The 23,401-nt window shown below is 70.5% G+C and carries 25 protein-coding genes; 14 read left to right on the forward strand and 11 right to left on the reverse strand.

Annotated elements, in window-relative coordinates; genetic code table 11:
- Positions 1–2: 2 nt before the first annotated feature.
- Both OG584_RS27870 and OG584_RS27875 read right to left on the reverse strand, forming a co-directional pair.
- On the reverse strand, positions 3–1,412 hold the full coding sequence (locus OG584_RS27870) for a metallopeptidase TldD-related protein (RefSeq protein WP_405781889.1): 1,410 nt from the start codon (positions 1,410–1,412) through the stop codon (positions 3–5).
- Positions 1,409–2,932, reverse strand: coding sequence for a TldD/PmbA family protein (locus OG584_RS27875; RefSeq protein ID WP_405781891.1), 1,524 nt, complete (start codon positions 2,930–2,932; stop codon positions 1,409–1,411). Before OG584_RS27875 ends, OG584_RS27870 begins: the two co-directional genes overlap by 4 nt.
- Positions 2,933–3,116: 184 nt before the next feature.
- Between OG584_RS27875 and fabG the strand changes: the two genes are divergently transcribed.
- The 3 genes from fabG (at position 3,117) to OG584_RS27890 (ending at position 5,210) form a co-directional block, all read left to right on the forward strand.
- A complete protein-coding gene (gene fabG / locus OG584_RS27880; protein ID WP_405781893.1) occupies positions 3,117–3,833 on the forward strand; it encodes a 3-oxoacyl-[acyl-carrier-protein] reductase in 717 nt (238 codons plus the stop codon).
- 4 nt (positions 3,834–3,837) lie between these two features.
- Positions 3,838–4,605 carry an enoyl-ACP reductase FabI gene (gene fabI / locus OG584_RS27885; protein ID WP_405781895.1) on the forward strand — a complete coding sequence of 256 codons (768 nt, stop codon included), beginning with the start codon at positions 3,838–3,840 and terminating at the stop codon, positions 4,603–4,605.
- Positions 4,606–4,880: 275 nt separating this feature from the next.
- Positions 4,881–5,210: a hypothetical protein gene (locus OG584_RS27890; protein ID WP_405781897.1), complete on the forward strand. Its 330-nt coding sequence runs from the start codon at positions 4,881–4,883 to the stop codon at positions 5,208–5,210.
- Between the two features lie 6 nt (positions 5,211–5,216).
- Here OG584_RS27890 and OG584_RS27895 read toward each other — a convergent pair whose 3' ends face one another.
- Entirely contained in the window at positions 5,217–5,894 is a 678-nt protein-coding gene (locus tag OG584_RS27895) for a FadR/GntR family transcriptional regulator (RefSeq protein ID WP_405781898.1), read from the reverse strand.
- Between the two features lie 78 nt (positions 5,895–5,972).
- On the opposite strand from OG584_RS27895, the gene OG584_RS27900 reads away from it, so the two are divergent.
- From OG584_RS27900 to OG584_RS27915, 4 genes are all read left to right on the forward strand, one after another.
- Positions 5,973–7,277, forward strand: a complete 1,305-nt coding sequence (locus OG584_RS27900) for a CynX/NimT family MFS transporter (RefSeq protein WP_405781900.1) — start codon at positions 5,973–5,975, stop codon at positions 7,275–7,277.
- 17 nt (positions 7,278–7,294) lie between these two features.
- Positions 7,295–7,411: an SGM_5486 family transporter-associated protein gene (locus OG584_RS27905; protein ID WP_405781901.1), complete on the forward strand. Its 117-nt coding sequence runs from the start codon at positions 7,295–7,297 to the stop codon at positions 7,409–7,411.
- A 176-nt stretch (positions 7,412–7,587) separates the two neighbouring features.
- Positions 7,588–7,803 (forward strand): hypothetical protein, encoded by a 216-nt coding sequence (locus tag OG584_RS27910; RefSeq protein ID WP_405781903.1) that lies wholly within the window; start codon positions 7,588–7,590, stop codon positions 7,801–7,803.
- Between the two features lie 98 nt (positions 7,804–7,901).
- Positions 7,902–8,453: a SixA phosphatase family protein gene (locus tag OG584_RS27915; protein ID WP_405781905.1), complete on the forward strand. Its 552-nt coding sequence runs from the start codon at positions 7,902–7,904 to the stop codon at positions 8,451–8,453.
- A 134-nt stretch (positions 8,454–8,587) separates the two neighbouring features.
- On the opposite strand, the gene serB is transcribed toward OG584_RS27915, so the two are convergent.
- Positions 8,588–9,817, reverse strand: coding sequence for a phosphoserine phosphatase SerB (serB, locus tag OG584_RS27920; RefSeq protein WP_405781907.1), 1,230 nt, complete (start codon positions 9,815–9,817; stop codon positions 8,588–8,590).
- Positions 9,818–10,114: 297 nt separating this feature from the next.
- Here serB and OG584_RS27925 point away from each other — a divergent pair, with 297 nt between their 5' ends.
- Positions 10,115–12,682 (forward strand): FHA domain-containing protein, encoded by a 2,568-nt coding sequence (locus tag OG584_RS27925; protein ID WP_405781909.1) that lies wholly within the window; start codon positions 10,115–10,117, stop codon positions 12,680–12,682.
- Between the two features lie 105 nt (positions 12,683–12,787).
- On the opposite strand, the gene OG584_RS27930 is transcribed toward OG584_RS27925, so the two are convergent.
- The 3 genes from OG584_RS27930 to OG584_RS27940 all read right to left on the reverse strand — a co-directional run bounded on the left by OG584_RS27930 (position 12,788) and on the right by OG584_RS27940 (position 15,581).
- Positions 12,788–13,534 (reverse strand): transglycosylase SLT domain-containing protein, encoded by a 747-nt coding sequence (locus OG584_RS27930; protein WP_405781911.1) that lies wholly within the window; start codon positions 13,532–13,534, stop codon positions 12,788–12,790.
- 263 nt (positions 13,535–13,797) lie between these two features.
- Entirely contained in the window at positions 13,798–14,886 is a 1,089-nt protein-coding gene (locus OG584_RS27935) for an S-adenosylmethionine:tRNA ribosyltransferase-isomerase (RefSeq protein WP_405781912.1), read from the reverse strand.
- Complete coding sequence (locus tag OG584_RS27940; protein WP_405781913.1) at positions 14,883–15,581, reverse strand: SDR family NAD(P)-dependent oxidoreductase; 699 nt, start codon at positions 15,579–15,581, stop codon at positions 14,883–14,885. The genes OG584_RS27935 and OG584_RS27940 overlap by 4 nt, the downstream gene beginning before the upstream one ends.
- A 191-nt stretch (positions 15,582–15,772) precedes the next feature.
- Between OG584_RS27940 and OG584_RS27945 the strand changes: the two genes are divergently transcribed.
- The 3 genes from OG584_RS27945 to OG584_RS27955 all read left to right on the forward strand — a co-directional run bounded on the left by OG584_RS27945 (position 15,773) and on the right by OG584_RS27955 (position 17,943).
- On the forward strand, positions 15,773–16,918 hold the full coding sequence (locus OG584_RS27945; protein ID WP_405781915.1) for a GAF domain-containing sensor histidine kinase: 1,146 nt from the start codon (positions 15,773–15,775) through the stop codon (positions 16,916–16,918).
- Complete coding sequence (locus OG584_RS27950) at positions 16,911–17,570, forward strand: response regulator (RefSeq protein WP_405781917.1); 660 nt, start codon at positions 16,911–16,913, stop codon at positions 17,568–17,570. The genes OG584_RS27945 and OG584_RS27950 overlap by 8 nt, the downstream gene beginning before the upstream one ends.
- A gap of 133 nt (positions 17,571–17,703) precedes the next feature.
- Positions 17,704–17,943: a chaplin gene (locus OG584_RS27955; RefSeq protein ID WP_405781918.1), complete on the forward strand. Its 240-nt coding sequence runs from the start codon at positions 17,704–17,706 to the stop codon at positions 17,941–17,943.
- Between the two features lie 118 nt (positions 17,944–18,061).
- Here the strand turns inward: OG584_RS27955 and OG584_RS27960 are convergent, their stop codons facing one another.
- Positions 18,062–18,850, reverse strand: a complete 789-nt coding sequence (locus OG584_RS27960; RefSeq protein ID WP_405781920.1) for a hypothetical protein — start codon at positions 18,848–18,850, stop codon at positions 18,062–18,064.
- A 132-nt stretch (positions 18,851–18,982) separates the two neighbouring features.
- Between OG584_RS27960 and OG584_RS27965 the strand changes: the two genes are divergently transcribed.
- The 3 genes from OG584_RS27965 to OG584_RS27975 all read left to right on the forward strand — a co-directional run bounded on the left by OG584_RS27965 (position 18,983) and on the right by OG584_RS27975 (position 21,292).
- Complete coding sequence (locus OG584_RS27965) at positions 18,983–19,780, forward strand: ABC transporter ATP-binding protein (RefSeq protein ID WP_405781921.1); 798 nt, start codon at positions 18,983–18,985, stop codon at positions 19,778–19,780.
- Positions 19,781–19,839: 59 nt separating this feature from the next.
- A complete protein-coding gene (locus OG584_RS27970; protein WP_405781923.1) occupies positions 19,840–20,268 on the forward strand; it encodes an NfeD family protein in 429 nt (142 codons plus the stop codon).
- An 82-nt stretch (positions 20,269–20,350) separates the two neighbouring features.
- Positions 20,351–21,292 (forward strand): SPFH domain-containing protein, encoded by a 942-nt coding sequence (locus tag OG584_RS27975; protein ID WP_266858387.1) that lies wholly within the window; start codon positions 20,351–20,353, stop codon positions 21,290–21,292.
- Between the two features lie 93 nt (positions 21,293–21,385).
- Here OG584_RS27975 and OG584_RS27980 read toward each other — a convergent pair whose 3' ends face one another.
- The 3 genes from OG584_RS27980 to OG584_RS27990 all read right to left on the reverse strand — a co-directional run bounded on the left by OG584_RS27980 (position 21,386) and on the right by OG584_RS27990 (position 23,391).
- Positions 21,386–21,889, reverse strand: coding sequence for an HNH endonuclease (locus OG584_RS27980; RefSeq protein ID WP_405781924.1), 504 nt, complete (start codon positions 21,887–21,889; stop codon positions 21,386–21,388).
- Positions 21,890–22,030: 141 nt separating this feature from the next.
- Positions 22,031–22,567, reverse strand: coding sequence for a YbhB/YbcL family Raf kinase inhibitor-like protein (locus tag OG584_RS27985; protein WP_405781925.1), 537 nt, complete (start codon positions 22,565–22,567; stop codon positions 22,031–22,033).
- Positions 22,568–22,608: 41 nt separating this feature from the next.
- Positions 22,609–23,391, reverse strand: a complete 783-nt coding sequence (locus tag OG584_RS27990) for a sporulation protein (RefSeq protein ID WP_405781927.1) — start codon at positions 23,389–23,391, stop codon at positions 22,609–22,611.
- Between the last annotated feature and the right edge of the window lie 10 nt (positions 23,392–23,401).

Consider the following 23,401-nt stretch of genomic DNA (forward strand, 5'->3'; position numbering starts at 1 on the left):
GGTTATACGCCCTGGCTGACGGAACTCATATTGAAATCCGGGATGCGCAGGGCGGGCATCGCGGCGCGGGTGAACCAGTCGCCCCACTCGCGCGGCAGCGTCCGTTCCGTACGCCCGGCCTCGGTGGCCCGGGAGAGCAGATCGACCGGCGACTCGTTGAAGCGGAAGTTGTTCACCTCACCTGTGACCTCGCCGTTCTCCACGAGGTAGACGCCGTCCCTGGTCAGCCCGGTCAGCAGCATCGTCGCCGGGTCGACCTCCCTGATGTACCAGAGGCAGGTCAGCAGCAGGGCGGGCCCGTCATGGCCCGAAGCGGCCACCATCTCCTCCAGCGAGCGCTCCCCGCCGCCGTCCAGGACCAGATTGCTGATGGCGGGGGCCACCGGGAGGCCGGTCAGCTCCGCGCTGTGCCGGGTGGTGACCAGGCGCTCGAGGCGGCCTTCGCGCATCCAGTCGGTACGGGAGAGCGGCAGGCCGTTGTCGAAGACCGACGCATCGTCGCCCGAGGAGTGGGCGAGGACGAACGGCGCCGACTCCAGACCGGGCTCGGCCGGATCGCTGCGCAGGGTCAGCGGAAGCGGGGAGAGCCGGTCGCCCAGCCGGGTGCCGCCGCCGGGGCGGGAGAAGACCGTACGGCCCTCCGCCGCGTCCCGGGCGGCCGACGACCAGAACTGGTGGATCAGCAGATCGGCCACGGCGGTCGGCGGCAGCAGCGTCTCGTACCGGCCGGCGGGCAGCGCGATCCGGCGCTCGGCCCAGCGCAGCCGCTGCGCCAGCTCGGCGTCCAGGGCGGCCGGGTCGACGTCGGTGAAGTCACGCGTCGCCCGGCCCGCCCAGGCGGAACGGGACCGGTCGGGGGACTTGGCGTTCAGCTCCAGCGTGCCGTTCGGCTGGTCGTGGCGCAGCCGCAGACCGGTGGACGTGCCGAGGTAGCTGGAGGTCGTCTCGTGACTGGCGAAGCCGTACAGCTCCCGCCCGCCCGCCCGAGCGCGGGCGAAGGACTCGCCCAGCGCCGGTGCGAACGCGTCGAAGACCGCCGGTGTCGTCTCGCCGGGCGCTCCGGTGAAATCGGCGGACGCGGGTACCCCGGTGACCAGCGGCCGGGCGTCCTCGGCCGGTGAGCCGGCACGGGCGGCGGCCTCCGCGGCCCGGACCAGCGGTTCGAGGTCGCCGGCGGTCACCGCCGACCGGGAGACGACACCGGAGGCGGTACCTTCCCTGCCGTCGACCGTCGCGATGACGGTGAGGGTCCGGCCGCGGGTCACACCGTTGGTCGTCAGCGTGTTCCCGGCCCAGCGCAGGTTGGCGCTCGAATGTTCGTCGGCGATGACGGCGCAACCGTCCGTGGTGGAGAGCGCCAGGGCACGCTCGACGATCTCGTGCGGCCTGCTGGTGCGGTTCGACGGGGTCATCGCCCGGCCTCCTGGGTGGTGTTCAGGATGTTGACGCCCCGGAAGAGGGCGGACGGACAGCCGTGCGAGACCGAAGCGACCTGGCCCGGCTGGGCCTTGCCGCAGTTGAAGGCGCCACCCAGTACGTACGTCTGCGGACCGCCCACCTTCTCCATCGAGCCCCAGAATTCCGTGGTCGTCGCCTGGTAGGCGACGTCCCGCAGCTGACCGGCCAGCCGGCCGTTCTCGATCCGGTAGAACCGCTGACCGGTGAACTGGAAGTTGTAGCGCTGCATGTCGATCGACCACGACCGGTCGCCCACCACGTAGATCCCGCGCTCGACGCCCCCGATCAGATCCTCCGTGGAGACCCCGCCGGGCTCCGGCGCCAGCGACACATTGGCCATCCGCTGCACCGGGACATGAGCGGGGGAGTCCGCGTACGCGCAGCCGTTGGACCGGCCGAGACCCGTCAGCTTCGCGATCCTGCGGTCCAGCTGGTACCCGACCAGTGTGCCGTCCCTGATCAGGTCCCAGGACTGCGCCTCGACGCCCTCGTCGTCGAACCCGACGGTGGCCAGGCCGTGTTCGGCGGTTCTGTCGCCCGTCACATTCATCACGGGGGAGCCGTAGGCCAGCTTCCCGAGCTGGTCGAACGTGGCGAAGGAGGTCCCCGCGTACGCGGCCTCGTACCCCAGCGCCCGGTCCAGCTCGGTGGCGTGCCCGATCGACTCGTGGATGGTCAGCCAGAGGTTGGACGGGTCGACGACCAGGTCGTACGCCCCCGCGTCGACACTCGGCGCCCGCATCTTCTCGGCGAGCAATTCCGGGATCCGCTCCAGCTCGGCGTCCCAGTCCCACCCGGTGCCGGTCAGGTACTCCCAGCCGCGCCCGGCAGGCGGTGCGAGGGTGCGCATCGAGTCGAACTCACCGGTGCCCGCGTCCACCGCCACGGCGGTGAGCTGCGGATGCAGCCGGACCCGCTGCTGCGTGGTGACGGTGCCCGCGGTGTCCGCGTAGAACTTGTTCTCGACCACCGTCATCAGCGAGGCGTCCACGTGGGCGACGCCGTCCGCCCGCAGCAGCCGCGCCGACCAGTCGGCCAGCAGCGCGGTCTTGTCCTCGGCGGGTACGGAGAAGGGGTCCGTCCCGTACGAGGAGATCCAGGTCCGGTCCGCGTGCACCGGCTCGTCCGCCAGCTCCACCCTCTCGTTCGACCCGGCGGCTTCGATGACCTTGGCGGAGAGCTTCGCCATCGCGACCGCCTGCCCGGCCACCCGCGCCGCCGCGTCCATCGACATGTCGACGCCGGAGGCGAAGCCCCAGCTCCCGCCGTGCACGACGCGCACGGCGTATCCGAGATCCGTGGTGTCGGTCGATCCGGCTGGTCTGGCGTCGCGCAGCCGCCAGGTGGCGCTGCGGACGCGTTCGAGGCGGAAGTCCGCGTGGTCGGCGCCGAGGGCGCGGGCACGGGCGAGTGCCGCGTCGGCCAGGGCACGCAGCGGCAGAGCCGTAAAGGCTGCGTCGATGGAATGGGGCACAGAGGTCTCCTGTCGTCACGACCGGTCGCTCGCATCATGTCGTGTGTACGCGCCCCTCGGCAGGTGCTTTCTGTAGGGACCCGACAGGGACCACCGCGCGGCCCTGTCGGGGGCCGATTCCTCCTAAGTGGCGCCGGACCGATAGTTTGCGTGAGTACCACACAGCTATCGAAAGGGTGATCCGTTGAGCCGCTCGGTTCTCGTCACCGGAGGAAATCGGGGCATCGGCCTCGCTATCGCCCGTGCTTTCGCAGACGCAGGCGACAAGGTCGCGGTCACGTACCGCTCCGGTGAGCCGTCAGCGCTCGCCGAGCTGGGGTTCCTGGCCGTCAAGTGCGACATCACCGACACCGAGCAGGTGGAGCAGGCCTACAAGGAGATCGAGGAGAAGCACGGTCCCGTGGAGGTGCTGGTGGCCAACGCCGGTGTCACCAGGGACCAGTTGCTGATGCGGATGTCCGAGGAGGACTTCACCGCCGTACTCGACACCAACCTGACCGGCACCTTCCGGGTCGTGAAGCGGGCCAACCGCGCGATGCTGCGAGCGAAGAAGGGCCGGGTCGTCCTCATCTCGTCGGTGGTCGGCCTGTACGGCTCCGCCGGACAGGCGAACTACGCCGCGTCCAAGGCCGGACTCGTCGGGTTCGCGCGCTCCCTCGCCCGTGAACTCGGCTCGCGAAACCTCACTTTCAACGTAGTCGCACCCGGTTTCGTCGACACCGACATGACCAAGGTGCTCACCGACGAGCAGCGTGCGGGCATCGTCTCGCAGGTGCCGCTCGGCCGGTACGCGCAGCCGGAGGAGATCGCCGCGACGGTGCGGTTCCTCGCCTCCGACGACGCGTCGTACATCACTGGAGCCGTCATCCCCGTTGACGGCGGATTGGGCATGGGTCACTGATCACATGAGCGGAATTCTCGACGGCAAGCGCATCCTCATCACGGGTGTGCTGATGGAGTCCTCCATCGCCTTCCACGCCGCCAAGGTGGCCCAGGAGCAGGGAGCCGAGGTCATTCTGACCGCCTTCCCGCGCCCCACCCTCACCGAGCGCATCGCCAAGAAGCTGCCCAAGCCCGCCAAGGTCCTCGAACTGGACGTCACCAGCACAGAACACCTCGACCGGCTCGCCGATCTGGTCCGTGACGAGCTCGGATCGCTCGACGGCGTCGTGCACTCCATCGGTTTCGCACCGCAGGACGCGCTCGGCGGCAACTTCCTCAACACCCCGTTCGAGTCCGTGGCCACGGCGATGCACGTCTCGGCGTACTCGCTGAAGTCGCTGACCATGGCCTGCCTGCCGCTGATGAGCGAGGGCGGCTCGGTCGTAGGACTGACCTTCGACGCCCAGTTCGCGTGGCCGCAGTACGACTGGATGGGCCCCGCCAAGGCCGCGCTCGAGGCGACATCGCGCTACCTCGCCCGCGACCTGGGCAAGCAGAACGTCCGCTGCAACCTGATCTCCGCCGGGCCGCTCGCCTCGATGGCCGCGAAGTCGATCCCCGGCTTCTCGGAGCTCGCTGACGTCTGGAACCACCGCTCCCCGCTCGCCTGGGACATGACCGACCCCGAGCCGGCCGGCCGCGGCGTCGTCGCGCTGCTCTCGGACTTCTTCCCGAAGACCACCGGCGAGATCATCCACGTCGACGGCGGCGTGCACTTCATGGGGGCCTGACCACCCGGACCGTTCAGGAGGCCGCGTGACCGTCGGGCGGACGGCGCGCGGCCTCCGCGCGTTCGGGGGAGCGCCTGAGCGTTCGGGGGCGCGCCTGATCCGGCCGGACGACGATCCGCGGAGCCACCGAAGGATCCCTCTTCCGCGGGGCGGGCCGGGGCCGACGGCCCCCGCCGCCCCGTCCCGGCCGTCGCGCCCGACTCGTGGAACGGGGCGGATCACCGCAGACTGTTCAGGCCGGGGCATCCCGGTTCTCCTGGGGAGGAGGCACGGGTATGCGTTCGATCCGGTACCGCTCAGCGGTTCTGCTCGTGGCCTCGGCCGCGGTGGCGGGGTTCATGACTCCGGCGAGCGCGCACGCCCGTACGGCCCCCTTCGGCGCCGGGTGCCTCATATCCGTCAGGGGCTCGCATGCGAGCGCCACCTGCCACAACGCGTACGTCGAGGGCGACCGGATAGCCCTGCACGTCGAATGCGCCCGCTGGTGGGACATCGACACGGACAGCACACCGGTAGAAGTGGGGCCCGCGCGCAGCGTGCGGCTGGCAGGCCGCTGCTGGAAGGAGATCAGCGCGGTCTGGGTCTCGCACCGGCGGGCGGGCTGAGCACTCTCACACCGGGTCGCCGAGACAGTTGATGAACGCGTGACTCGCGGCCTCGGTGGCCGCCAGGTCCGCGTCGCGGTTCCGGATGGCCTCGATGAGCCGGCTGTGGTCCATGTACCCCTCGGGCCGCAGCTCCCGCCCCACATCGCCGCGCAGCCAGTGCCGGAGCAGATCACCGAGGTCCGCGTAGAGCTCGGTCAGTACGTCGTTGTGCGACGCGTTCACGATCGCCAGGTGCAGGGTCGCGTCGGCGGTCACGAACGCGTCCGCGTCACCCGCCTCCCAGGTCCGCTCCCGCTCCGCGAGCAGCGAGTCGATCTGCTTGAGATCCCGCTCGGTACGCCGGTCCGCGGCGAGCCTGGCCGCCGACGACTCCAGGGTGGAGCGCAGTTCCGCCACGTGCCGGGGGTCGGCCGCCGCGAAGCGCCGGTGCATCACCCCGGCCAGCTCACTGGTGGCGATGACATAGGTGCCCGAGCCCTGGCGGATGTCCAGCAGCCCGTTGTGCGCCAGGGCCCGCACCGCCTCCCGGACGGTGTTCCGGGCCACGCCGAGCTGCTCCACGAGCTCCGGCTCCGTCGGGATGCGCGAACCGACCGGCCACTCGCCCGATGTGATCTGGTTCCGCAGCTCGGTGATCACCTGGTCGGCGAGTGCGGAACGACGGGGAGAGTTCAGCGCCATGGTGTTCCTCGTTCGTGGTCGCCCAGGTGGAAACCCGGGATTGGACAACCAATCATCCCATGATTCTATGATGTCCGTATGCAAGACGACGAGACGAAGATCCTCGCCCCGGCGGACGGGCCGGCCGCCCCGGTCGCTGCCGAGCGCCCGAAGCCCGCCGGGTGGACCGTGAAACTGGTGATGGCAGGCATCGTTCTCGCCGCTGTCAATCTGCGGCCCGCCATCACCAGCCTCGGCGCGCTCCTCGAGGAGGTGCGGGACGGCCTCGGGATGAGCGGCAGCGTCGCCGGTGTCCTCACCTCCGTACCGTCGCTCTGCTTCGCCGTCTTCGGCGTCATGGCACCCCGGATGGCCCGCCGTTTCGGACCGGGCGCGGTCGTCTGTGCCGGCATGGCCGCGATCACCGCCGGCCTGCTGATCCGGCCCTTCGCCGGCGGCACCGCGGGCTTCCTCGCCGCGAGCGCGCTGGCCCTCATGGGCATAGCCGTGAGCAACGTGCTGATGCCGGTGATCGTCAAGCGGTACTTCCCGGACCGCGTCGGCTCCATGACCGGGCTGTACTCGATGGCGCTGGCCCTGGGCACTGCCCTTGCCGCCGCCCTCACCGTTCCGGTCACCGACGGCCTCGACGGCAGCTGGCGGATGGGGCTCGGGGTGTGGGCGGCGCCGGCGGCGGTGGCCGCGCTGCTCTGGATCGCGCTCGTCAAGGACCGCAGCACCACCGCGGCGAACGGCGGGGACGCCGGGGATACCGGGAACGGCGGGACTGCCGGGAACGCTGCGAACGCCGTGCGGCCGCCCGCGCGGCGGATCACCAGCAGCGGTACCGCGTGGGCCCTGGCCTGCTTCTTCGGCCTCCAGGCCACCGCCGCGTACGTCACGATGGGCTGGATGCCGCAGATCTTCCGCGACGCCGGGGTCTCGGCCGGCACGGCGGGACTGCTGCTCGCCGTGACCATGGCGATGGGCGTGCCGCTCGCCTTCGTCATCCCGCGCCTGGCGAGCCGGATGAAGACCCAGGGCCCCATCGTCATCGCCCTGGGCGCCTGCGGGCTCGTCGGCTACGGCGGTCTCTATCTGGCGCCGTCCGGCGGTGCCTGGGCCTGGGCGCTGCTGCTCGGCATCGCCAACTGCTCGTTCCCGCTGGCTCTCACGATGATCGGCATGCGCTCCAGGAGTGGCGCGGGCGTCGTCCGGCTCTCCGCCTTCGCCCAGTCCACCGGCTACCTGATCTCCATTCCCGGACCGCTTCTCGTCGGAGTCCTCTACCAGCACAGCGGTGGCTGGGGGCTGCCCATCGCGCTGATGGCCGGGCTGATGGTGCCGCAGATCGCCGCCGGGATCCTCGCCGGACGGGACCGGACGATCGAGGACGAGTCCTGAGATGCGAGACTGACGTCATGCCAGTGCTCGAACCGAATCCCCCGAACGGTCAGAAGAAGCTCCTGCTCACGCTCGGAGCGATGCTCGCGGTCACGGTGATCGTCGCGATCATCGCGACGATCGCCTCGCCCTGACCCGCTCTCCTTCCCCGATGTGCTGACCCGCTGCCCGCATCCGGTGGTGGGGCCAGCACCACTGTCCCCTAGGGGGCCAGGGTCAGGGTGAAGTGGGTGGGTCACCGGATGGGCCGGGCCACCGGCACTCCGTAGGTTCAGGTACATCAGTAACCGCGAACCTCATGGAGGCGGCCATGCCGGCCCGTACGCACCCTACCCGCCCCCAGCGCCGCGGCCCCGCACAGAGTGGTATCGACGTCCGGCTGCCCTGGTGGGCCGTCGTCCTGCCCGCGCTCGCGTTCGCCGTTCTGCTGCTGCTCATCAGCGCGCCCGGCCAGGCGCACGCCGACGCGGGCGACGCCGCGGTCACGCACGTGCTGCAGCGGATCCAGCAGAGCCTGCCGCTGTAGTGCCGCCCGGCCGCCGTGGCCGGACAGCGTTCACTCGTGCTGGGGGAGCCTCCCAACACCCTGCGCCCGATGGTCCGATCCGTGCGAAGCTGGACTGTATGAGCGCCGTTGTGTCATCCGGGGGGACAGCCCCCGGAGCCCCTGAGTCCCGCAGGATTGTCCTGCTCCGGCACGCGAAGGCCGACTGGCCCGAGGTGGCCGACCACGACCGGCCGCTCGCCGACCGCGGCAGGATGGACGCCGCGGCCACGGGAAGCCGGCTCGCCTCCTACGATCTCCATCTCGACCTGGCCCTCTGCTCGACATCGGTCAGGACGCGCGAGACCTGGAAGCTGGCTGTCCACGAGCTGGCGGACCGCCCCCGCACCATCTACGAGGAGCGCCTGTACGAGGCCTCCCTCGGCGAACTGCTCGTGCTGCTCAGCGAGACGCCGGACGACGTGGCCGACGTGCTGGTCATCGGCCACAACCCCGGTATGCACGCCCTCGCCGACGCGCTCTCGGGCCAGGCCGAGGGGGACGCGCTGACGAGGATCAACCGCACCGGCTTCCCGACCGCGGGGCTCGCGGTCATCGAGTTCACCGGCCCCTGGAAGTCGGTGGAGCACGGGGTGGGCCGGCTCACGGATTTCTGGGCACCGCACGAGTGAGCCCGGCCGGCTGAGCCCTGCTCACGTCATCGGCGCAGCCCCGGCCCCGCGCCCCGACGGGGGCGGGGCCGGGGCTGCGCTCCATCCCGTACACGGTTCCGCAGGGATGCCGCGCGGGCGGGGGTGGCCGCCGGTCAGACCCCGTCGTCGACAAGGCCGTCCGCGGCCTCGACCTCTTCACGGGTGATACCCAGCAGATAGAGCACGGTGTCCAGGAACGGCACGTTCACCGCTGTGTCGGCCGCCTTGCGCACCACGGGCTTGGCGTTGAACGCGACACCGAGCCCCGCCGCGTTGAGCATGTCCAGGTCGTTCGCGCCGTCCCCGATGGCGACGGTCTGTGCCAGCGGAACGCCCGCCTCCGCGGCGAAGCGCCGCAGTAGCCGTGCCTTGCCCGCCCGGTCCACGATTTCGCCGACGACCCGCCCGGTGAGCCTGCCGTCGACGATCTCCAGCGTGTTGGCCGACGCGAAGTCGAGGCCGAGCCGGTCCTTCAGATCGTCGGTGACCTGGGTGAAACCGCCTGATACGACGCCCACTTGGTAGCCGAGTCGTTTCAGCGTACGGATGAGGGTCCGGGCTCCGGGCGTGAGCCGCACCTCGGAGCGCACTTTGTCGATGACCGAGGCATCGAGCCCGGCGAGCAGCGCGACGCGGGCGTGCAGCGACTGCTCGAAGTCCAGCTCGCCCCGCATGGCGCGTGCCGTCACCTCCGCGACTTCCTGCTCGCACCCCGCGTGCGCGGCGAAGAGCTCGATCACCTCGTCCTGGATGACGGTCGAGTCGACGTCCATCACGACGAGCCGCTGGGCACGGCGGTGCAGCCCAGCCGAGATCACGGCCACATCCACGCCGAGCGCCGACGCCTCTATGGCCAGCGCCGTGCGGAGCGGCTCGGTTTCCACGCCGGACACGGCGAACTCCACCGCTGTCACCGGGTACTTGGCCAGCCGGAAGATACGGTCGATGTTGCCGCCGGTGGCGGTGATGCTGGCCGCTATGGCGGCGGTCGACTCGGCGGTGAGCGGGTTGCCGAGCACGGTCACATGGGAACGCCCGCTGCCGCGGGGCCGGTTGTCACCGGTCCCGGAGATGATCTCGGCCTCCAGCTTGAGTGACTCGGCCCAGCTGTGCACGGTCGCCCGCAGCTCGCCCTGGGCGTTGCCGCCGGGGCCCGGAGCGGTGACAAGGGCGCACAGGACGATCCGGCCACGGGTGACCACCTGCTCGATGTCGACGACGTCGACGGAGTAGGCGGCGAGGGTGTCGAAGAGCCCGGCGGTGATCCCGGGGCGGTCCTTCCCGAAGATCTTGACGAGAAGCGTGGGGGAGTCCGCATGGACTGGGGGCTGCGATGCGCTCATGGTGATCCCACCGTATAGGGCGCCGCGGGGCAGCCGACGGCGCGTCCCGAGTACCGGACGCGCGTGGCGGGGCGGGCCGGGGCGCGGCCCGCGGCGGCCGCTTCGCGTGCCGTCCGCCGTCCCGCCTTTTGTCCTGGATGTCGCCCCGGCCTGTACACCGCCACCCCATTGGTACGTGGTCGTCACACGTCCCGACTTCCCGATACGTCACTGTGCCTGAAATAGTTCCCCACGATGTTCGCCATCCCTAGACTCCCTGCAACGGGGGTACCTCGGGGGACAATAAGTGGGGCTGGAGTGCCGGAACTCGTAGTTGAATCGAATGGCAGGACCTGGACGCTCGATCCGTCCAGGTCGTACACCCTCGGCCGTGATCCACAGGGCGACCTGGCGATCGAAGACGCCAGGGTCTCGTGGCGACACGCCACTATCAGCTGGGGGGGCCGCAGTTGGGTCATTGAGGACCACGGCTCGACCAATGGCACCTTTGTGCAGGGGCAGCGGATCCAGCAGTTGGAGATCGGCCCCGGCTCGGCCGTACACCTCGGCAACGCGACCGACGGACCGCTGCTGAGCCTGTCGGGCGCCGCGGCTCAGGCTCAGGGGCCCGCCCCGGTGCAGGCTCAGGCGCCCGCGCCGGCGTACGCCCCGCAGAACGCCGGGGCCCAGGGGCCGGCGTACGCCCCTGCGCAGCAGCAGGGCGGAGCTCCGGCGGGCTGGGCGCCGGCCCAGCAGCCCCCGCCGGACGCGGGCCGGCAGCAGCCGCAGGGTCAGATGCCGCAGCACGGTCAGGTCCCCCCTCAGCAGGGCGGTCCGGCCGGCGGGGGCGCGGGGGCCCCGCCGGCCCACGGTGACCGCAGCCCGACCACCTTCCATCAGCTGGCACTCGGCCGGGTCATGCGCATCGGCCGTGCGCTGGAGAACGAGCTGGTCGTCTCCGACCTCCAGGTCTCGCGCAACCACGCCGAGTTCGTGGCGACACCGGACGGCCGCTTCGAGATCCGCGACCTCGGATCACACAACGGCACGTACATCAACGGCCAGCCGATGGCCAAGTCCGGCACCGCCCTGATCGGACCGAACGACATCGTCGGTGTCGGCCACTCGACCTTCCGGCTGGTCGGCGACCGCCTCGAGGAGTTCGTCGACACCGGCGAGGTCTCCTTCTCCGCCCGCCACCTCACCGTGACGGTCGACGAGGGCAAGGACATCCTCAAGGACGTCTCGTTCGGTGTCCCCGAGAAGTCGCTCGTCGCGGTCATCGGCCCGTCGGGCTCCGGGAAGTCCACGCTGCTCAAGGCGCTCACCGGTTACCGGCCCGCCAACCGCGGCGACGTCCTGTACGACAACAGGAACCTGTACAAGCAGTTCGCCGAACTGCGTCAGCGCATCGGGCTGGTCCCGCAGGACGACATCCTGCACAAGGAACTCACGGTCCGTAAGGCGCTGAAGTACGCGGCCAAGCTGCGCTTCCCCGCTGACACCACCGAGGCCGAGCGCACGTCGCGCATCGACGAGGTGCTGCGCGAGCTGAAGCTGGACATCCACAAGGAGAAGAAGGTCGCCTCGCTCTCCGGCGGCCAGCGCAAGAGGGTCTCGGTCGCACTCGAACTGCTGACCAAGCCGTCGCTGATCTTCCTGGACGAGCCGACGTCCGGGCTCGACCCGGGCATGGACCGCGATGTCATGCAGCTGCTGCGCGGTCTGGCCGACGACGGGCGTACGGTCCTGGTCGTCACGCACTCCGTCGCCGAGCTCGCCATCTGCGACAAGCTCCTGGTCATGGCGCCGGGCGGCTCGGTCGCGTACTTCGGACCGCCCGAGGAGGCGCTCAACTTCTTCGGCTACAGCAGCTGGGCCGATGTCTTCTCGGCCTTCGAGAGCTACCGCGACTACGACTGGGCCGGCCGCTGGCGTGGTTCGCAGCACTACCAGATGTACGCGGCGGACATCGACGCGGTCGCCGTGCAGTCGGTCCAGATGCCGTCCGCGCAGTCGATGAAGCCGCCGAAGCCGCAGGCATGGGGCTCCCAGCTGTTCACCCTGATGCGACGCTATGTGTCCGTGATCGTCTCCGACCGGGGCTTCATGGCGCTGTCGTTGCTGCTGCCCGCGGTGCTGGGCACGGTCGGTGCGCTGATCCCGGCGGACTACGGACTCGGATTCGGGCCGCCGGCCGGGCACCTCAGCAACGGTGACGGTTCGGTGATCCTGCTGATCCTGGCGGTGGGCGCCTGCTTCGCGGGGGCGGCCAACTCCGTACGAGAGCTGATCAAGGAACGGGTCATCTACGAACGGGAGCGGGCCACCGGCCTGTCGCGTTCCGCCTACCTGATGTCCAAGGTGATCGTGCTCGGTCTGATCACCCTGGTGCAGGGCGCCATCATCGGCGGGATCGGCTTCGGCATGAAGAAGGCGCCGGCCGAGGGGCTGATCTTCTCGAACTCCACCCGGATCGAGCTGACCCTGCCGATCATGGCCCTCGGCCTCACCTCGATGATGATCGGTCTGATCATCTCCTCGCTGGTGAAGACCTCCGAGAAGACCATGCCGCTCCTCGTCATGTTCGCCATCACGCAGGTCGTCTTCACCGGCTGCCTCTTCACCCTGAACGGCGCTGCGGGAATCAACCAGTTCTCGTTCCTGATGCCCGCCCGCTGGGCCGTCGCCGCTGCGGGCACCACCGCGTCGCTGAACGTCCTGCTGCCCAACAAGAAGGACCCGACGAGCACGGACCCGCTCTGGGACCACACGCTCGGGACCTGGGTGATGGACATGGGGATCCTGCTCGCCATCGGCGTGATCTGCGGCATCGTCGTGGCGCGGCTGCTGCGCCGCCACGAGCCCGAGGTCATGCGCAAGTAGACCCGGCACAGGCTCGGACCACGCCGAAGGGCGGCACCCGCAGTGGGGTGCCGCCCTTCGGCGTGGTCCGGCGTCGCCCGACCCGGATACGTGCTCAGTGCCGGATCAGTAGGCGCTGTTGACGTTGTCGATCGAGCCGTAGTTCGCGGCGGCGTAGTTCGCGGCGGCGGTGATGTTGGCGACCGGGTCGTAGATGTTCGTCGACGTACCGGCCACGTGGTACTGGTCGAACGTCGGCTGGATGGTCTGGAGCAGACCCTTCGACGGGACACCGTTCTGGGCGTTGATGTCCCAGTTGTTGATGGCCTGCGGGTTGCCGCCGGACTCGCGCATGATGTTGCGCTGCAGGCCGTCGTACGAGCCGGGAATGCCCTTGGCCTTCATGATGTCGAGGGCCTGGCGGATCCAGCCGTCGAGGTTGTTCGCGTAAAGGGTCGTGCGGGTGGTCGAGCGGCTGGCGGCCGCCTTGGCGGTGCGCTCCTTGGCGGCGGCCTTCGCCTTCGCGGCGGCCTTCGCCTTGGCGGCGGCCTCGCTCTTGGCGCGGGCTTCGGCCTTGGCCCTGGCTTCGGCCCTGGCCTTCGCCTTGGCCGCTTCGGCCTTGGCCTTCGCCGCGGCCGTCTTGGCGGCCTTGTCCGCATGGGCCTGCTGGGCGTGGAGCCCCGCCTGCACCGTCTTGGTCTGGGAGGCGAAGGCCACCGGAGCGGCGTCGACCGACGTGTGGGTCGTGTCGGCGGAGGCGTTTCCGGGAACAAGTGTGAACGCGACGGCTGCGGCGCCGACGGCGGCCACACCACCGATCGAGTACTTGTGGGTCTTGGTCAGCCGACGACGGCCGTGGCGGTTCTCGGTCATGCGGGCGTACCTCTTCGAATAGCGGAAGTCGCGAAGCGCCGGGGCCGGCGGAACGCCCTGGGGCGGCGACGGGAGCAATTCTTAGCGGCCGCAAAATCTTGTGGCAAAGGTGTGACGTACGATGCCGCTTAGTGGCGTAGGGGAGCCGTCTGAGTGCCGGGCGCCCGCGCGTACCCGGCCCAGGGGCCCCTTAAGCATCAACTAGACAACCTCGTAAGTGACGTGGGTCCTATGTGCGGCGTCACACCGGATGCACAGCAAATTCACAGTGCGTTGCTCTCGCAATGCGGAGCGTTAGCTTCCTCATCCGGAAGTATGAGGTGAACGTCCCCGAACTCGTGCCAGAGGTAGAGGGCCCGTACCGCTTCGGCGTAGCCGAGGCTCAGGGCCTCGGGTCCCGCCACCGCCTCCAGCAGCAGAAGATGCGAGGCCCGCGGCTCGTGCAGGCCGGTCAGCAGCCCGTCCACCACCCGCGTCCCGCGGCCCGGTGTGACCACCAGATCCGTCCATCCCGCCAGTGCGCGGACCACCCCACCGGCATCGGCCGCGGTCTCCAGGGCGCGCACCGCGGTCGTCCCCACCGCGACGATCCGCCCGCCGCCGGCCCGCGCCGCGTTGACCAGACGGGCGGTGGCCGCAGACACCTCGAAGCGCTCGGGACAAGGGGTCTCGTCCGCCTCCGCCGACGCGACACCGGTGTGCAGCTCCACCGGGGCGAACTGGATCCCCCGGCTGACCAGCTCCGTGACCAGACCGGTGGTGAAGGGCCGTGCGGCACTCGGCATCTCCGCCGAACCCGCGCCGTCCGGCGCGGGGTGCGCGAACACCGTCTGATACGCGGAGAGCGGCTGGTCACGACGGGTGTAGGAGTACCGGATCGGGCGCCCGTGCCGCCGCAGCAGCTCCGGGACGCCGTCCACCGACGGCCGCACCCACCACAGCCGGTCCTCACCGGCTGCCAGCGGTTCCTCCCACACGAGCCGTACGCCGCCGGGAAGCCGCACCACGGACCCGGCGGGGCCGCCCCGGCACCGCCGGGTACTCCCGCCGGGCACAGGCTCCCGCAGTTCGACCGCCCACCGGCCGTCGTCCCCGCGAGTGGAGAAGTGCACCACGACACGGACACCCGCCGCTGTCGCCCCGTCGACCGCGGCGGCCAGGGTCGGCGAGGTGTTCACCACCAGAACGTCACCGGCCCGCAGAAGGCCGGGCAGTTGCCGGAAGGCATGGTGGGAGACCGCGGTGCCGCGCGAGACCAGCAGCCGCACGTCGTCCCGGCCCTGCCCGCGCTCCTCGGCCGGCACCGACGCCAGCAGCTCGTCCGGGATCCGCAGCGTCTGCCGGGCACTCATCGCGTCTCCCCGGCCAGGGCCGCTGCCGTGTACCGTCCGCTCGCCGGCCGTTCGTCGAGCAGCCGCAGGAACGCCGGTACCACCTGGGAAGGCGCGGGCCGCGCCTCCTCGTCGCCGGGCACCGCCGCGGCGTACAGAGCGGTCCGCATGTCGCCCGGGTCCACCGCCCACACCCGCAGCCCCGGCTCCTCGGCCGCGAGCACCGCCGACAGCTGGTCGAGTGCGGCCTTGGACGCCCCGTAACCGCCCCACGTGGGGTACGCCCCGACAGCTGCGTCCGAACTCACCGCGATCACCGCCCCCGCGCCGGCCGACCGCAGCAGCGGCAGTGCCTCCTGCACCAGGCCGAGAGCCGCCACCACGTTGGTCTCCAGCGCCGACCGCAGCCCGTCCAGCGTCAGCTCGTCGAGGCGTACGAGCGGCTCGGCGCCCAGTGCGCTGGCGTTGCTGACCAGCAGATCCACCCCGCCGAGACGCCGCGCCGCCGCGACCAGCCGGCTCCGGTGCGTGTCGTCGCCGACGTCGCCCGCCACCGCCACCACCCGCGTTCCGTACTCCGAGAGTTCCCCAGCGGCCTCTGCCAGGACCTCCCTGTCCCTGGCGCCGATGACCAGATCCCAGCCGCGCTCCGCGAGCCCCGCCGCGAACGCCAGGCCCAGCCCCTTCGATCCGCCCGTGATGACCGCTACCGACATGACACGCCCCTCCGCACATTGCCCGTGCTCCGGTTCCTGCCGTTCCGCGCCACCAACGTAGGAACGCGCCCCGTCCCGCGCCTCGGCCTCCGGGTGCACCGGGCCACGACATTTCGGCCTAGTACGGATGTCGTACACGGGGCCGGCCGCAGCCCGATACCGGACGGCCGGCCCGCCGGTACGGTGTGGCCATGTCCCATCGACCCGCTTCAGGGCTGTCGGCCGTGAGCACCGCGCTGCTCGCCATGAGCAGGCATCTGGAGGTCCGCGACGTCCTCAAGACGATCGTGGCCTCGGCCCGTGAGCTGCTGGACGCCGAGTACGCCGCACTCGGAGTACCCGACGACCACGGAGGCTTCGCCCAGTTCGTGGTCGACGGCGTCAGCGAGGCGCAGTGGAAGGCCATCGGCCCGCTCCCGCGCCAGCACGGCATCCTCGCCGCGATGCTGCACGACGAGAAGCCCCAGCGCCTCGACGACGTACGCCAGGACCCGCGCTTCGGCGGCTGGCCCGCCACGCACCCCGACATGTCGGACTTCCTGGGCCTGCCGGTCCGCGACGGCGACGAGACGATCGCCGCGCTGTTCCTGGCCAACAAGCGGTGCCCCAGGCCCACCGGCCGCTGCGGATTCACCGAGGAGGACGAGGAGCTCCTGACGATCCTCGCCCAGCACGCCGCCATCGCCCTCACCAACGCCCGCCTCTACGAGCGCAGCCGCGAACTGACCATCGCCGAGGAGCGCTCGAGGCTGGCGCACGAACTCCACGACGCCGTCAGCCAGAAGCTCTTCTCCCTGCGGCTGACCGCGCAGGCCGCCGTCACGCTGGTCGACCGCGACCCGGCCCGCGCCAAGGACGAGCTCAAGCAGGTGGCCGGCCTCGCGGCCCAGGCGGCGGACGAACTCCGCGCGGCCGTCGTGGAGCTGCGTCCCGCGGCCCTGGACGAGGACGGCCTCGTCCACACGCTGCGCACGCACATCCAGGTCCTCGACCGGGCCCACGCCCCGCACGTCACCTTCCGCAGCGGGCAGCTGAGGGCGCTGCCCGCCGCCCAGGAGGAGGCGCTGCTGCGGGTGGCCCAGGAGGCGCTGCACAACGCCCTGCGCCACTCGGGGGCCGAGCGGATCGATGTCGTACTGGACAGGAACGGACCGGGCGCCGTCCTGCGGGTCACCGACAACGGGGGCGGGTTCGAGCCCTCGGTGGTCCGGCGCGCCGGAAGGCACCTCGGCCTCGTCTCCATGCGGGACCGGGCGAGCGGCGTCGGCGGCCGCCTCAGGGTGGAATCGGCGCCCGGAGAGGGCGCCACGATCGAGATGGAGGTGCCCGGTGGCTGACACCGCGCCCAGGTCCAAGGCGGCCATCCGTGTCCTGCTCGTCGACGACCACCAGGTGGTCAGGCGCGGCCTGCGCACCTTCCTGGAGATCCAGGACGACATCGAGGTCGTGGGCGAGGCGCCGGACGGGGAGCAGGGGGTGGCGGCGGCCGAGGAACTGCGCCCCGACATCGTCCTGATGGACATCAAGATGCCGGGCATGGACGGTATCGAGGCCCTGCGCAGGCTCAGGGAACTGGCCAATCCGGCGAGGGTGCTGGTGGTCACGAGCTTCACCGAGCAGCGCACCGTGGTTCCCGCCCTGCGGGCGGGTGCGTCGGGTTATGTGTACAAGGACGTCGACCCGGACGCGCTGGCCGACGCCATCCGGTCCGTACACGCCGGGCATGTCCTCCTCCAGCCCGAAGTGGCCGGGGCCCTCCTCTCGCAGGAGCTCGGCGGCGGCCAGGGGAGGGGCACCGCGCTCACCGAGCGGGAACGCGAGGTGCTCGGGCTGATCGCCGACGGGCGGTCCAACCGGGAGATCGCCCGCGCGCTGGTCCTCTCCGAGAAGACCGTCAAGACGCATGTGTCGAACATCCTGATGAAACTGGACCTCGCCGACCGGACCCAGGCGGCTCTCTGGGCGGTACGGAACGGGGCGGCGGGCTGAGCGGACCGTCATATTCCGGTGTGAGATTCATACCGTCGGGTGTAAGTAACCCACATGGCGTATCCGAGCGGGCTGTCCGCCGTTCTCCATGCGTGCTGCGGCGCCGGCCGCAGCCAGCTAGGAGGATCCTGAAATGAAGAACCTGAAGAAGGCCGCCACCCTCACCCTCGTCGCCGGTGGCGTCCTCGCCGCCGGAGCCGGCGCCGCGTCCGCCGCCTCGCACGCGGCGGGCGCCGCGACCAGCTCGCCGGGCGTCGTCTCCGGCAATGTGGTGCAGGCCCCCGTGCACGTCCCGGTGAACGCCGTCGGCAACACCGTCTCCGTGATCGGCGTCCTCAACCCCGTCTTCGGCAACCACGGGCTCAACCACTGACCGCAGCAGCGGCCATCGGCCGACGGCCCCCCGGACACGAGCGTTCCCGGGGGGCCGTCGGCGTTCCGTGAACCCCCGGAGGACACCCCGCCGGGGCCGACGGTTCGCGGCGGCGAGGTCAGCCGCGCCGCTCCCGCTCCTCCACATACGCGTTGTACGCCGCCACCTGCGCCCGCCTGGCGACCCGCTCCACCGGCCGCAGCGCCTCTCCCCTGGCGGCCATCTCGGACGCGCTCACCGCGCCGCCCGGCCCGTGCTCGTACGCCACCGAGACCAGCAGCCCGACACGCCGCGCGAGTTCGAGCACCCGGACCGCACGCGCCGGGTAGCCGGGGGCCAGCAGTTCCCCGGCCCCTGCCTCCGCCCGCGCCCGGTACGCGTCGATGGCCGCATCGGCGGCCGGTCCGCCACCCGCCACATCGAGCCCCGAGAGCACCGCGGTCGCCTCCCGCAGGGCCTCGGCGAGCTCCCGTTCCGCCTCACCCAGTGAAGGGACATCGGCGGGCGGAGCCTCGCGGACCGGCAGGCAGTGCCAGACCACCTCCCGGTGCAGATCACCCTCGGGGCCCGCTTCGTACAGCTCCGGCACCAGGCCCAGCGGCACCCCGAAAGCCGTGACGGCCTCCGCCGCCTCCAGCGCCCGCGCGTTGAACTCCGGTGGTCCGCTGAGACCCAGCGGATGGCCCGCTGTGGGCATCGCCACCCGGTAGCCCGTCGCGCCGAGCCCTCTCAGCCGCCCCAGGGCCAGCGTGAGCCCGACGGGCCCCGCTTCCCCGGGCAGCCCCTCGACCCGGTGCACCGCGTCCTCGCCCACGATGGCGAGCGCGGCGTCATCCGGCGATACAAATCCGGCCAAAAGGGCATTTCCCCATGCGGCCAGCCGTCCTGAGCGTGGTTCCGTGAACATGGACCCAGGGTAGGGACTGGACCCGAGAGGCCCTAGGCACGGGACCACTACTCAGGTGGCGTAGGTTTTCCCTGGGAGCTGCGCCCGCAGGCGCACGCGCGAACCGAGACTGCATGGGGAGACAACGCGCTCATGAGCGATGTACTGGAGCTGCTGGACGTATCGGTGGTCCGCGACGGACGTGCTCTGGTGGACGACGTCTCGTGGTCGGTGAAGGAAGGGGAGCGCTGGGTGATCCTCGGCCCCAACGGCGCGGGCAAGACCACCCTCCTCAACATCGCGTCCAGCTACCTCTTCCCGAGCACCGGCACCGCGTCGATCCTCGGTGAGCAGCTCGGCAAGCCCGGCACCGACGTCTTCGAGCTCCGCCCGCGCATCGGCATGGCCGGAGCCGCCATGGCCGAGAAGATGCCCAAGCGGCAGACCGTCCTCCAGGTGGTACTCACCGCGGCCTACGGCATGACGGCCACCTGGAACGAGGACTACGAGGAGGTCGACGAGAAGCGCGCCCGCGCCTTCCTCGACCGCCTGGGCATGACCGATTTCCTGGACCGCAGGTTCGGCACGCTCTCCGAGGGCGAGCGCAAGCGCACCCTGATCGCCCGCGCGATGATGACCGACCCCGAACTGCTCCTCCTCGACGAGCCCGCCGCCGGTCTCGACCTCGGCGGCCGCGAGGACCTCGTGCGCCGTCTCGGCCGGCTCGCCAAGGACCCGTACGCCCCCTCGATGGTGATGGTGACCCACCACGTCGAGGAGATCGCCCCCGGCTTCACCCATGTCCTGATGATCCGTCAGGGCAAGGTACTCGCGGCCGGCCCGATGGAGACCGAGCTCTCCTCCCGGAATCTCTCCCTCTGCTTCGGGCTGCCGCTCGTGGTCGAGCAGCGCGGCAACCGCTGGACCGCGCAGGGCCTTCCGCTCGGCTGACCGGTTCCGCACCTCGTGCGCCCTGTCCCCCGAGGGGACTGCCGCCCTACCATGAGCCCGTGGACATCGAGGCATGGGTGTGGTGGCTGATCGGCGCGGCCGGGCTGGGTATCCCGCTCGTCATCACCGCCATGCCCGAATTGGGGATGCTGGCCGTGGGCGCGGTCGCCGCATCGGCCGCCGCCGCGCTCGGCGTCGGCCCGGTGCTCCAGGTCCTCGTCTTCGTGATCGTGTCCGTCGCACTCATCGCCGTCGTACGCCCCATCGCCAACCGGCACCGGTCCCACCGGCCCGGACTCGCCACCGGAATCGATGCGCTGAAGGGCCGTCAGGCCCTCGTCCTGGAGCGGGTCGACGGCAGCGGAGGCCGCATCAAGCTCGCCGGAGAGGTCTGGTCGGCGCGGGCCCTCGACAGTGACACCAGTTATCAGCCAGGTCAGCAGGTGGATGTCGTGGAGATCGACGGAGCGACAGCAGTCGTCCTGTGACAGAACCTCACACACGGCAGACCGAGGTCTGCGAAGATCGCTCATCGGGAACTGCCGGCAATCGAAGGGCACGGGGAGCACGATGCCATCCGTCATCATCGTTCTGATCATTCTGGTGGTGCTGGTCTTCATCGCCCTGATCAAGACGATCCAGGTGATCCCACAGGCCAGCGCAGCCATCGTCGAGCGGTTCGGCCGCTACACGCGCACCCTCAACGCCGGGCTCAACATCGTCGTCCCGTTCATCGACTCGATCCGCAACCGGATCGACCTCAGGGAACAGGTCGTACCCTTCCCGCCCCAGCCGGTGATCACGCAGGACAACCTGGTCGTCAACATCGACACGGTCATCTACTACCAGGTGACCGACGCCCGAGCAGCGACGTACGAGGTGGCCAGCTACATCCAGGCGATCGAGCAGCTCACCGTCACCACCCTCCGCAACATCATCGGCGGAATGGACCTGGAGCGGACACTGACCTCCCGCGAGGAGATCAACGCGGCCCTGCGCGGGGTACTCGACGAAGCCACCGGCAAGTGGGGAATCCGCGTCAACCGAGTCGAACTCAAGGCCATCGAACCGCCCACCTCCATCCAGGACTCGATGGAGAAGCAGATGCGCGCCGACCGTGACAAGCGCGCCGCGATCCTCCAGGCCGAAGGTGTCCGGCAGTCCGAGATCCTGCGCGCCGAGGGCGAGAAGCAGTCGGCCATCCTCCGGGCCGAAGGTGAGGCCAAGGCGTCGGCGCTGCGCGCGGAGGGCGAGGCCCAGGCCATCCGTACGGTCTTCGAGTCGATCCACGCGGGCGACGCCGACCAGAAGCTGCTCGCCTACCAGTACCTCCAGATGCTCCCGAAGATCGCCGAGGGCGATGCCAACAAGCTCTGGATCGTGCCGAGCGAGATCGGCGACGCGCTCAAGGGACTCAGCGGAGCCTTCGGGAACCTCGGCGACAACGTCCCCGGCTTCAACACCGGCAAGGAGTCGCCCGCACCGCCGGCCGCCAGGCGCCCCTCCGAGTAACTACCGCTGTGACGGTCCGGCCCCCGGGCCGAAAAGAATCAGCCCGCCTCCGCCCCGGGGGCGGGCTGACGCGTACAACGGGCGGGCCGACGGCTACGCGGTCTGCGGCAGCCAGTCGGGCAGCGCCTGCCGGTCACCGGCGCCGAGCGCCAGCATCATCGCGTCGGCCGGCGTCGGCACGAACGGGCCGCGCAGCAGCGGCATTCCGGCCTGGTCCGGGGTACGGGCCGCTTTTCGGTGGTTGTCCTCGGCGCAGGAGGCGACCGTATTCAGCCAGGTGTCCTGGCCGCCCTGAGCCCGCGGCACCACATGGTCGACCGTGGTCGCCCGCCGCCCGCAGTACGCGCACCGGTGCTGGTCCCTGACCAGCACGCCCCGTCTCGACCACGGTGCCTGTCTTCGGAACGGGACGCGGACATAACGGCAGAGCCTGATCACCCGCGGCACCGGCAGCTCCACGGCGGCCGCCCGCACCCGCAGACCGGGGTGGGCCTGCTCGACCACGGCCTTGTCCTGGAGCACCAGCACCACGGCGCGGTTGAGCGTCACCGTCGACAGCGGTTCGAAGCTGGCGTTCAGTACCAATGTGTCCCGCATGGTGCCCACCTCCGTGTGCCGGCCCACCCCCTGGCGGGCTGGGATCAACTCTGGCCGGGCACGCCACGATGGACAACGCAATAAAAAAGGCCCTGCCCTGATCTCTCCAAGACCAGGGCAGGGCAAACAACCGGGGGCTGTTCAGCTTTCGGCGGGAGCGGCGTACTCGGCGATGAGCTGGGCGCGAGCCAGCGTATGGAAACGCAGGTTGAAGCCGACCGCGGCGGGCGGGGTGTCCGAGTCGATACCGAGCTTCGCGGTGTCCACCGCGTACACAGTGAAGACATAGCGGTGGTTCTCACCGGCCGGCGGCGCGGCGCCCCCGAACTCCTTCGCACCGTAGTCGTTCCGTGCCTGGACCGCGCCGGGCGGCAGCCCCTTGGACTCGCCGCTGCCCGCGCCCGCCGGGAGGCCGGTCACCGACGCCGGGATGTCGAACACCGACCAGTGCCAGAACCCGCTGCCCGTTGGGGCGTCCGGGTCGAAGCAGGTCACGGCGAAGCTCCTGGTCTCCGGCGGGAAGCCCTCCCACCGCAGCTGCGGCGAGGTGTTCCCCGCCGCGTACACCTGAGCGTCCTTCAATACCGACCCCGGCGCGATGTCCTCGCTCACCACGGTGAACGAGGGCACCGGCGGATGAAAGTCATGGGGGAGCGGCGGCTTGCTGAGCCCGGTCACGACGGCACCTCCTGCATCGGCTGTCAGTTCCGTGTCCGACCCTAGAGCCAGTTCCGTCTGCCGCCCACATCGGCCAGCCACTGATGGAGGTACCCCGCCCAGTCCGTATCCCGGAAATCGTGCAGCCCCACCTGGAACGCCCGGTACGAGTCGCTGCTCTCGCTGAAGAGACCCGGCTTCTTGTCCATCTCCAGTATCACGTCCATCTCACGGTCGTCCGTGACGAACGTCAGCTCGACCTGATCCAGCCCGCGGTACTGCTCCGGCGGCCAGAACTCGATCTCCTGGTAGAAGGGGAGCAGCTGGCGTGTGCCACGGATGTGCCCGCGCTCAAGATCCGCGCTGCGGAAGCGGAACCCGAGTTCTCCGAACGCGTCGAGAATGGCCTGCTGGGCGGGGAGCGGATGCACCTGTACGGGGTCCAGATCACCCGAGTCCACCGCCCGCGCTATCTCCAGCTCGGTCCTCACCCCGATGTGCATGCCGGGCAGTGGCCGCCCGGCGATGTTCGTGATCGGCGTCTCCCACGGTATTTCGAGTCCGAACGGCACCACATGCCCGGCGCCCGCCGCGATCGCCAGATCCCCGCCGAGCCGCAGTTCGGTGAACTGGATGTCCTGCTTGGTCTCGTGGTCGTGCCCCTCGGTCTCCACCCGCCCCTGGAGGCCCACGGTGAGACCTTCGATCCGCTGGTCGACGGCGCCGCCCCGGATCCGCACCTCGCCCTGGACGACACCGCCCGGTACGACGTTCGCCTCGGTGAGTTCCGTCTCCACCGAAGCGCCTCCGGCTCCCAGACTCGCGAGCAGCCTCCTGAACCCCATGCCCACTCCA

It is taken from the genome of Streptomyces sp. NBC_00859 (assembly GCF_045161865.1).
Classification (GTDB): Bacteria; Actinomycetota; Actinomycetes; order Streptomycetales; family Streptomycetaceae; genus Streptomyces.

Bases quoted from the DNA above. Each gene is read 5' to 3' on its own strand.
- OG584_RS27870 (WP_405781889.1), bottom strand. From the start codon at position 1,412: ATGACCCCGTCGAACCGCACCAGCAGGCCGCACGAGATCGTCGAGCGT.
- fabI (WP_405781895.1), top strand. From the start codon at position 3,838: ATGAGCGGAATTCTCGACGGCAAGCGCATCCTCATCACGGGTGTGCTG.
- OG584_RS27890 (WP_405781897.1), top strand. From the start codon at position 4,881: ATGCGTTCGATCCGGTACCGCTCAGCGGTTCTGCTCGTGGCCTCGGCC.
- OG584_RS27895 (WP_405781898.1), bottom strand. From the start codon at position 5,894: ATGGCGCTGAACTCTCCCCGTCGTTCCGCACTCGCCGACCAGGTGATC.
- OG584_RS27900 (WP_405781900.1), top strand. From the start codon at position 5,973: ATGCAAGACGACGAGACGAAGATCCTCGCCCCGGCGGACGGGCCGGCC.
- OG584_RS27905 (WP_405781901.1), top strand. From the start codon at position 7,295: ATGCCAGTGCTCGAACCGAATCCCCCGAACGGTCAGAAGAAGCTCCTG.
- OG584_RS27910 (WP_405781903.1), top strand. From the start codon at position 7,588: ATGCCGGCCCGTACGCACCCTACCCGCCCCCAGCGCCGCGGCCCCGCA.
- OG584_RS27915 (WP_405781905.1), top strand. From the start codon at position 7,902: ATGAGCGCCGTTGTGTCATCCGGGGGGACAGCCCCCGGAGCCCCTGAG.
- serB (WP_405781907.1), bottom strand. From the start codon at position 9,817: ATGAGCGCATCGCAGCCCCCAGTCCATGCGGACTCCCCCACGCTTCTC.
- OG584_RS27930 (WP_405781911.1), bottom strand. From the start codon at position 13,534: ATGACCGAGAACCGCCACGGCCGTCGTCGGCTGACCAAGACCCACAAG.
- OG584_RS27935 (WP_405781912.1), bottom strand. From the start codon at position 14,886: ATGAGTGCCCGGCAGACGCTGCGGATCCCGGACGAGCTGCTGGCGTCG.
- OG584_RS27940 (WP_405781913.1), bottom strand. From the start codon at position 15,581: ATGTCGGTAGCGGTCATCACGGGCGGATCGAAGGGGCTGGGCCTGGCG.
- OG584_RS27945 (WP_405781915.1), top strand. From the start codon at position 15,773: ATGTCCCATCGACCCGCTTCAGGGCTGTCGGCCGTGAGCACCGCGCTG.
- OG584_RS27955 (WP_405781918.1), top strand. From the start codon at position 17,704: ATGAAGAACCTGAAGAAGGCCGCCACCCTCACCCTCGTCGCCGGTGGC.
- OG584_RS27960 (WP_405781920.1), bottom strand. From the start codon at position 18,850: ATGTTCACGGAACCACGCTCAGGACGGCTGGCCGCATGGGGAAATGCC.
- OG584_RS27965 (WP_405781921.1), top strand. From the start codon at position 18,983: ATGAGCGATGTACTGGAGCTGCTGGACGTATCGGTGGTCCGCGACGGA.
- OG584_RS27975 (WP_266858387.1), top strand. From the start codon at position 20,351: ATGCCATCCGTCATCATCGTTCTGATCATTCTGGTGGTGCTGGTCTTC.
- OG584_RS27980 (WP_405781924.1), bottom strand. From the start codon at position 21,889: ATGCGGGACACATTGGTACTGAACGCCAGCTTCGAACCGCTGTCGACG.
- OG584_RS27990 (WP_405781927.1), bottom strand. From the start codon at position 23,391: ATGGGGTTCAGGAGGCTGCTCGCGAGTCTGGGAGCCGGAGGCGCTTCG.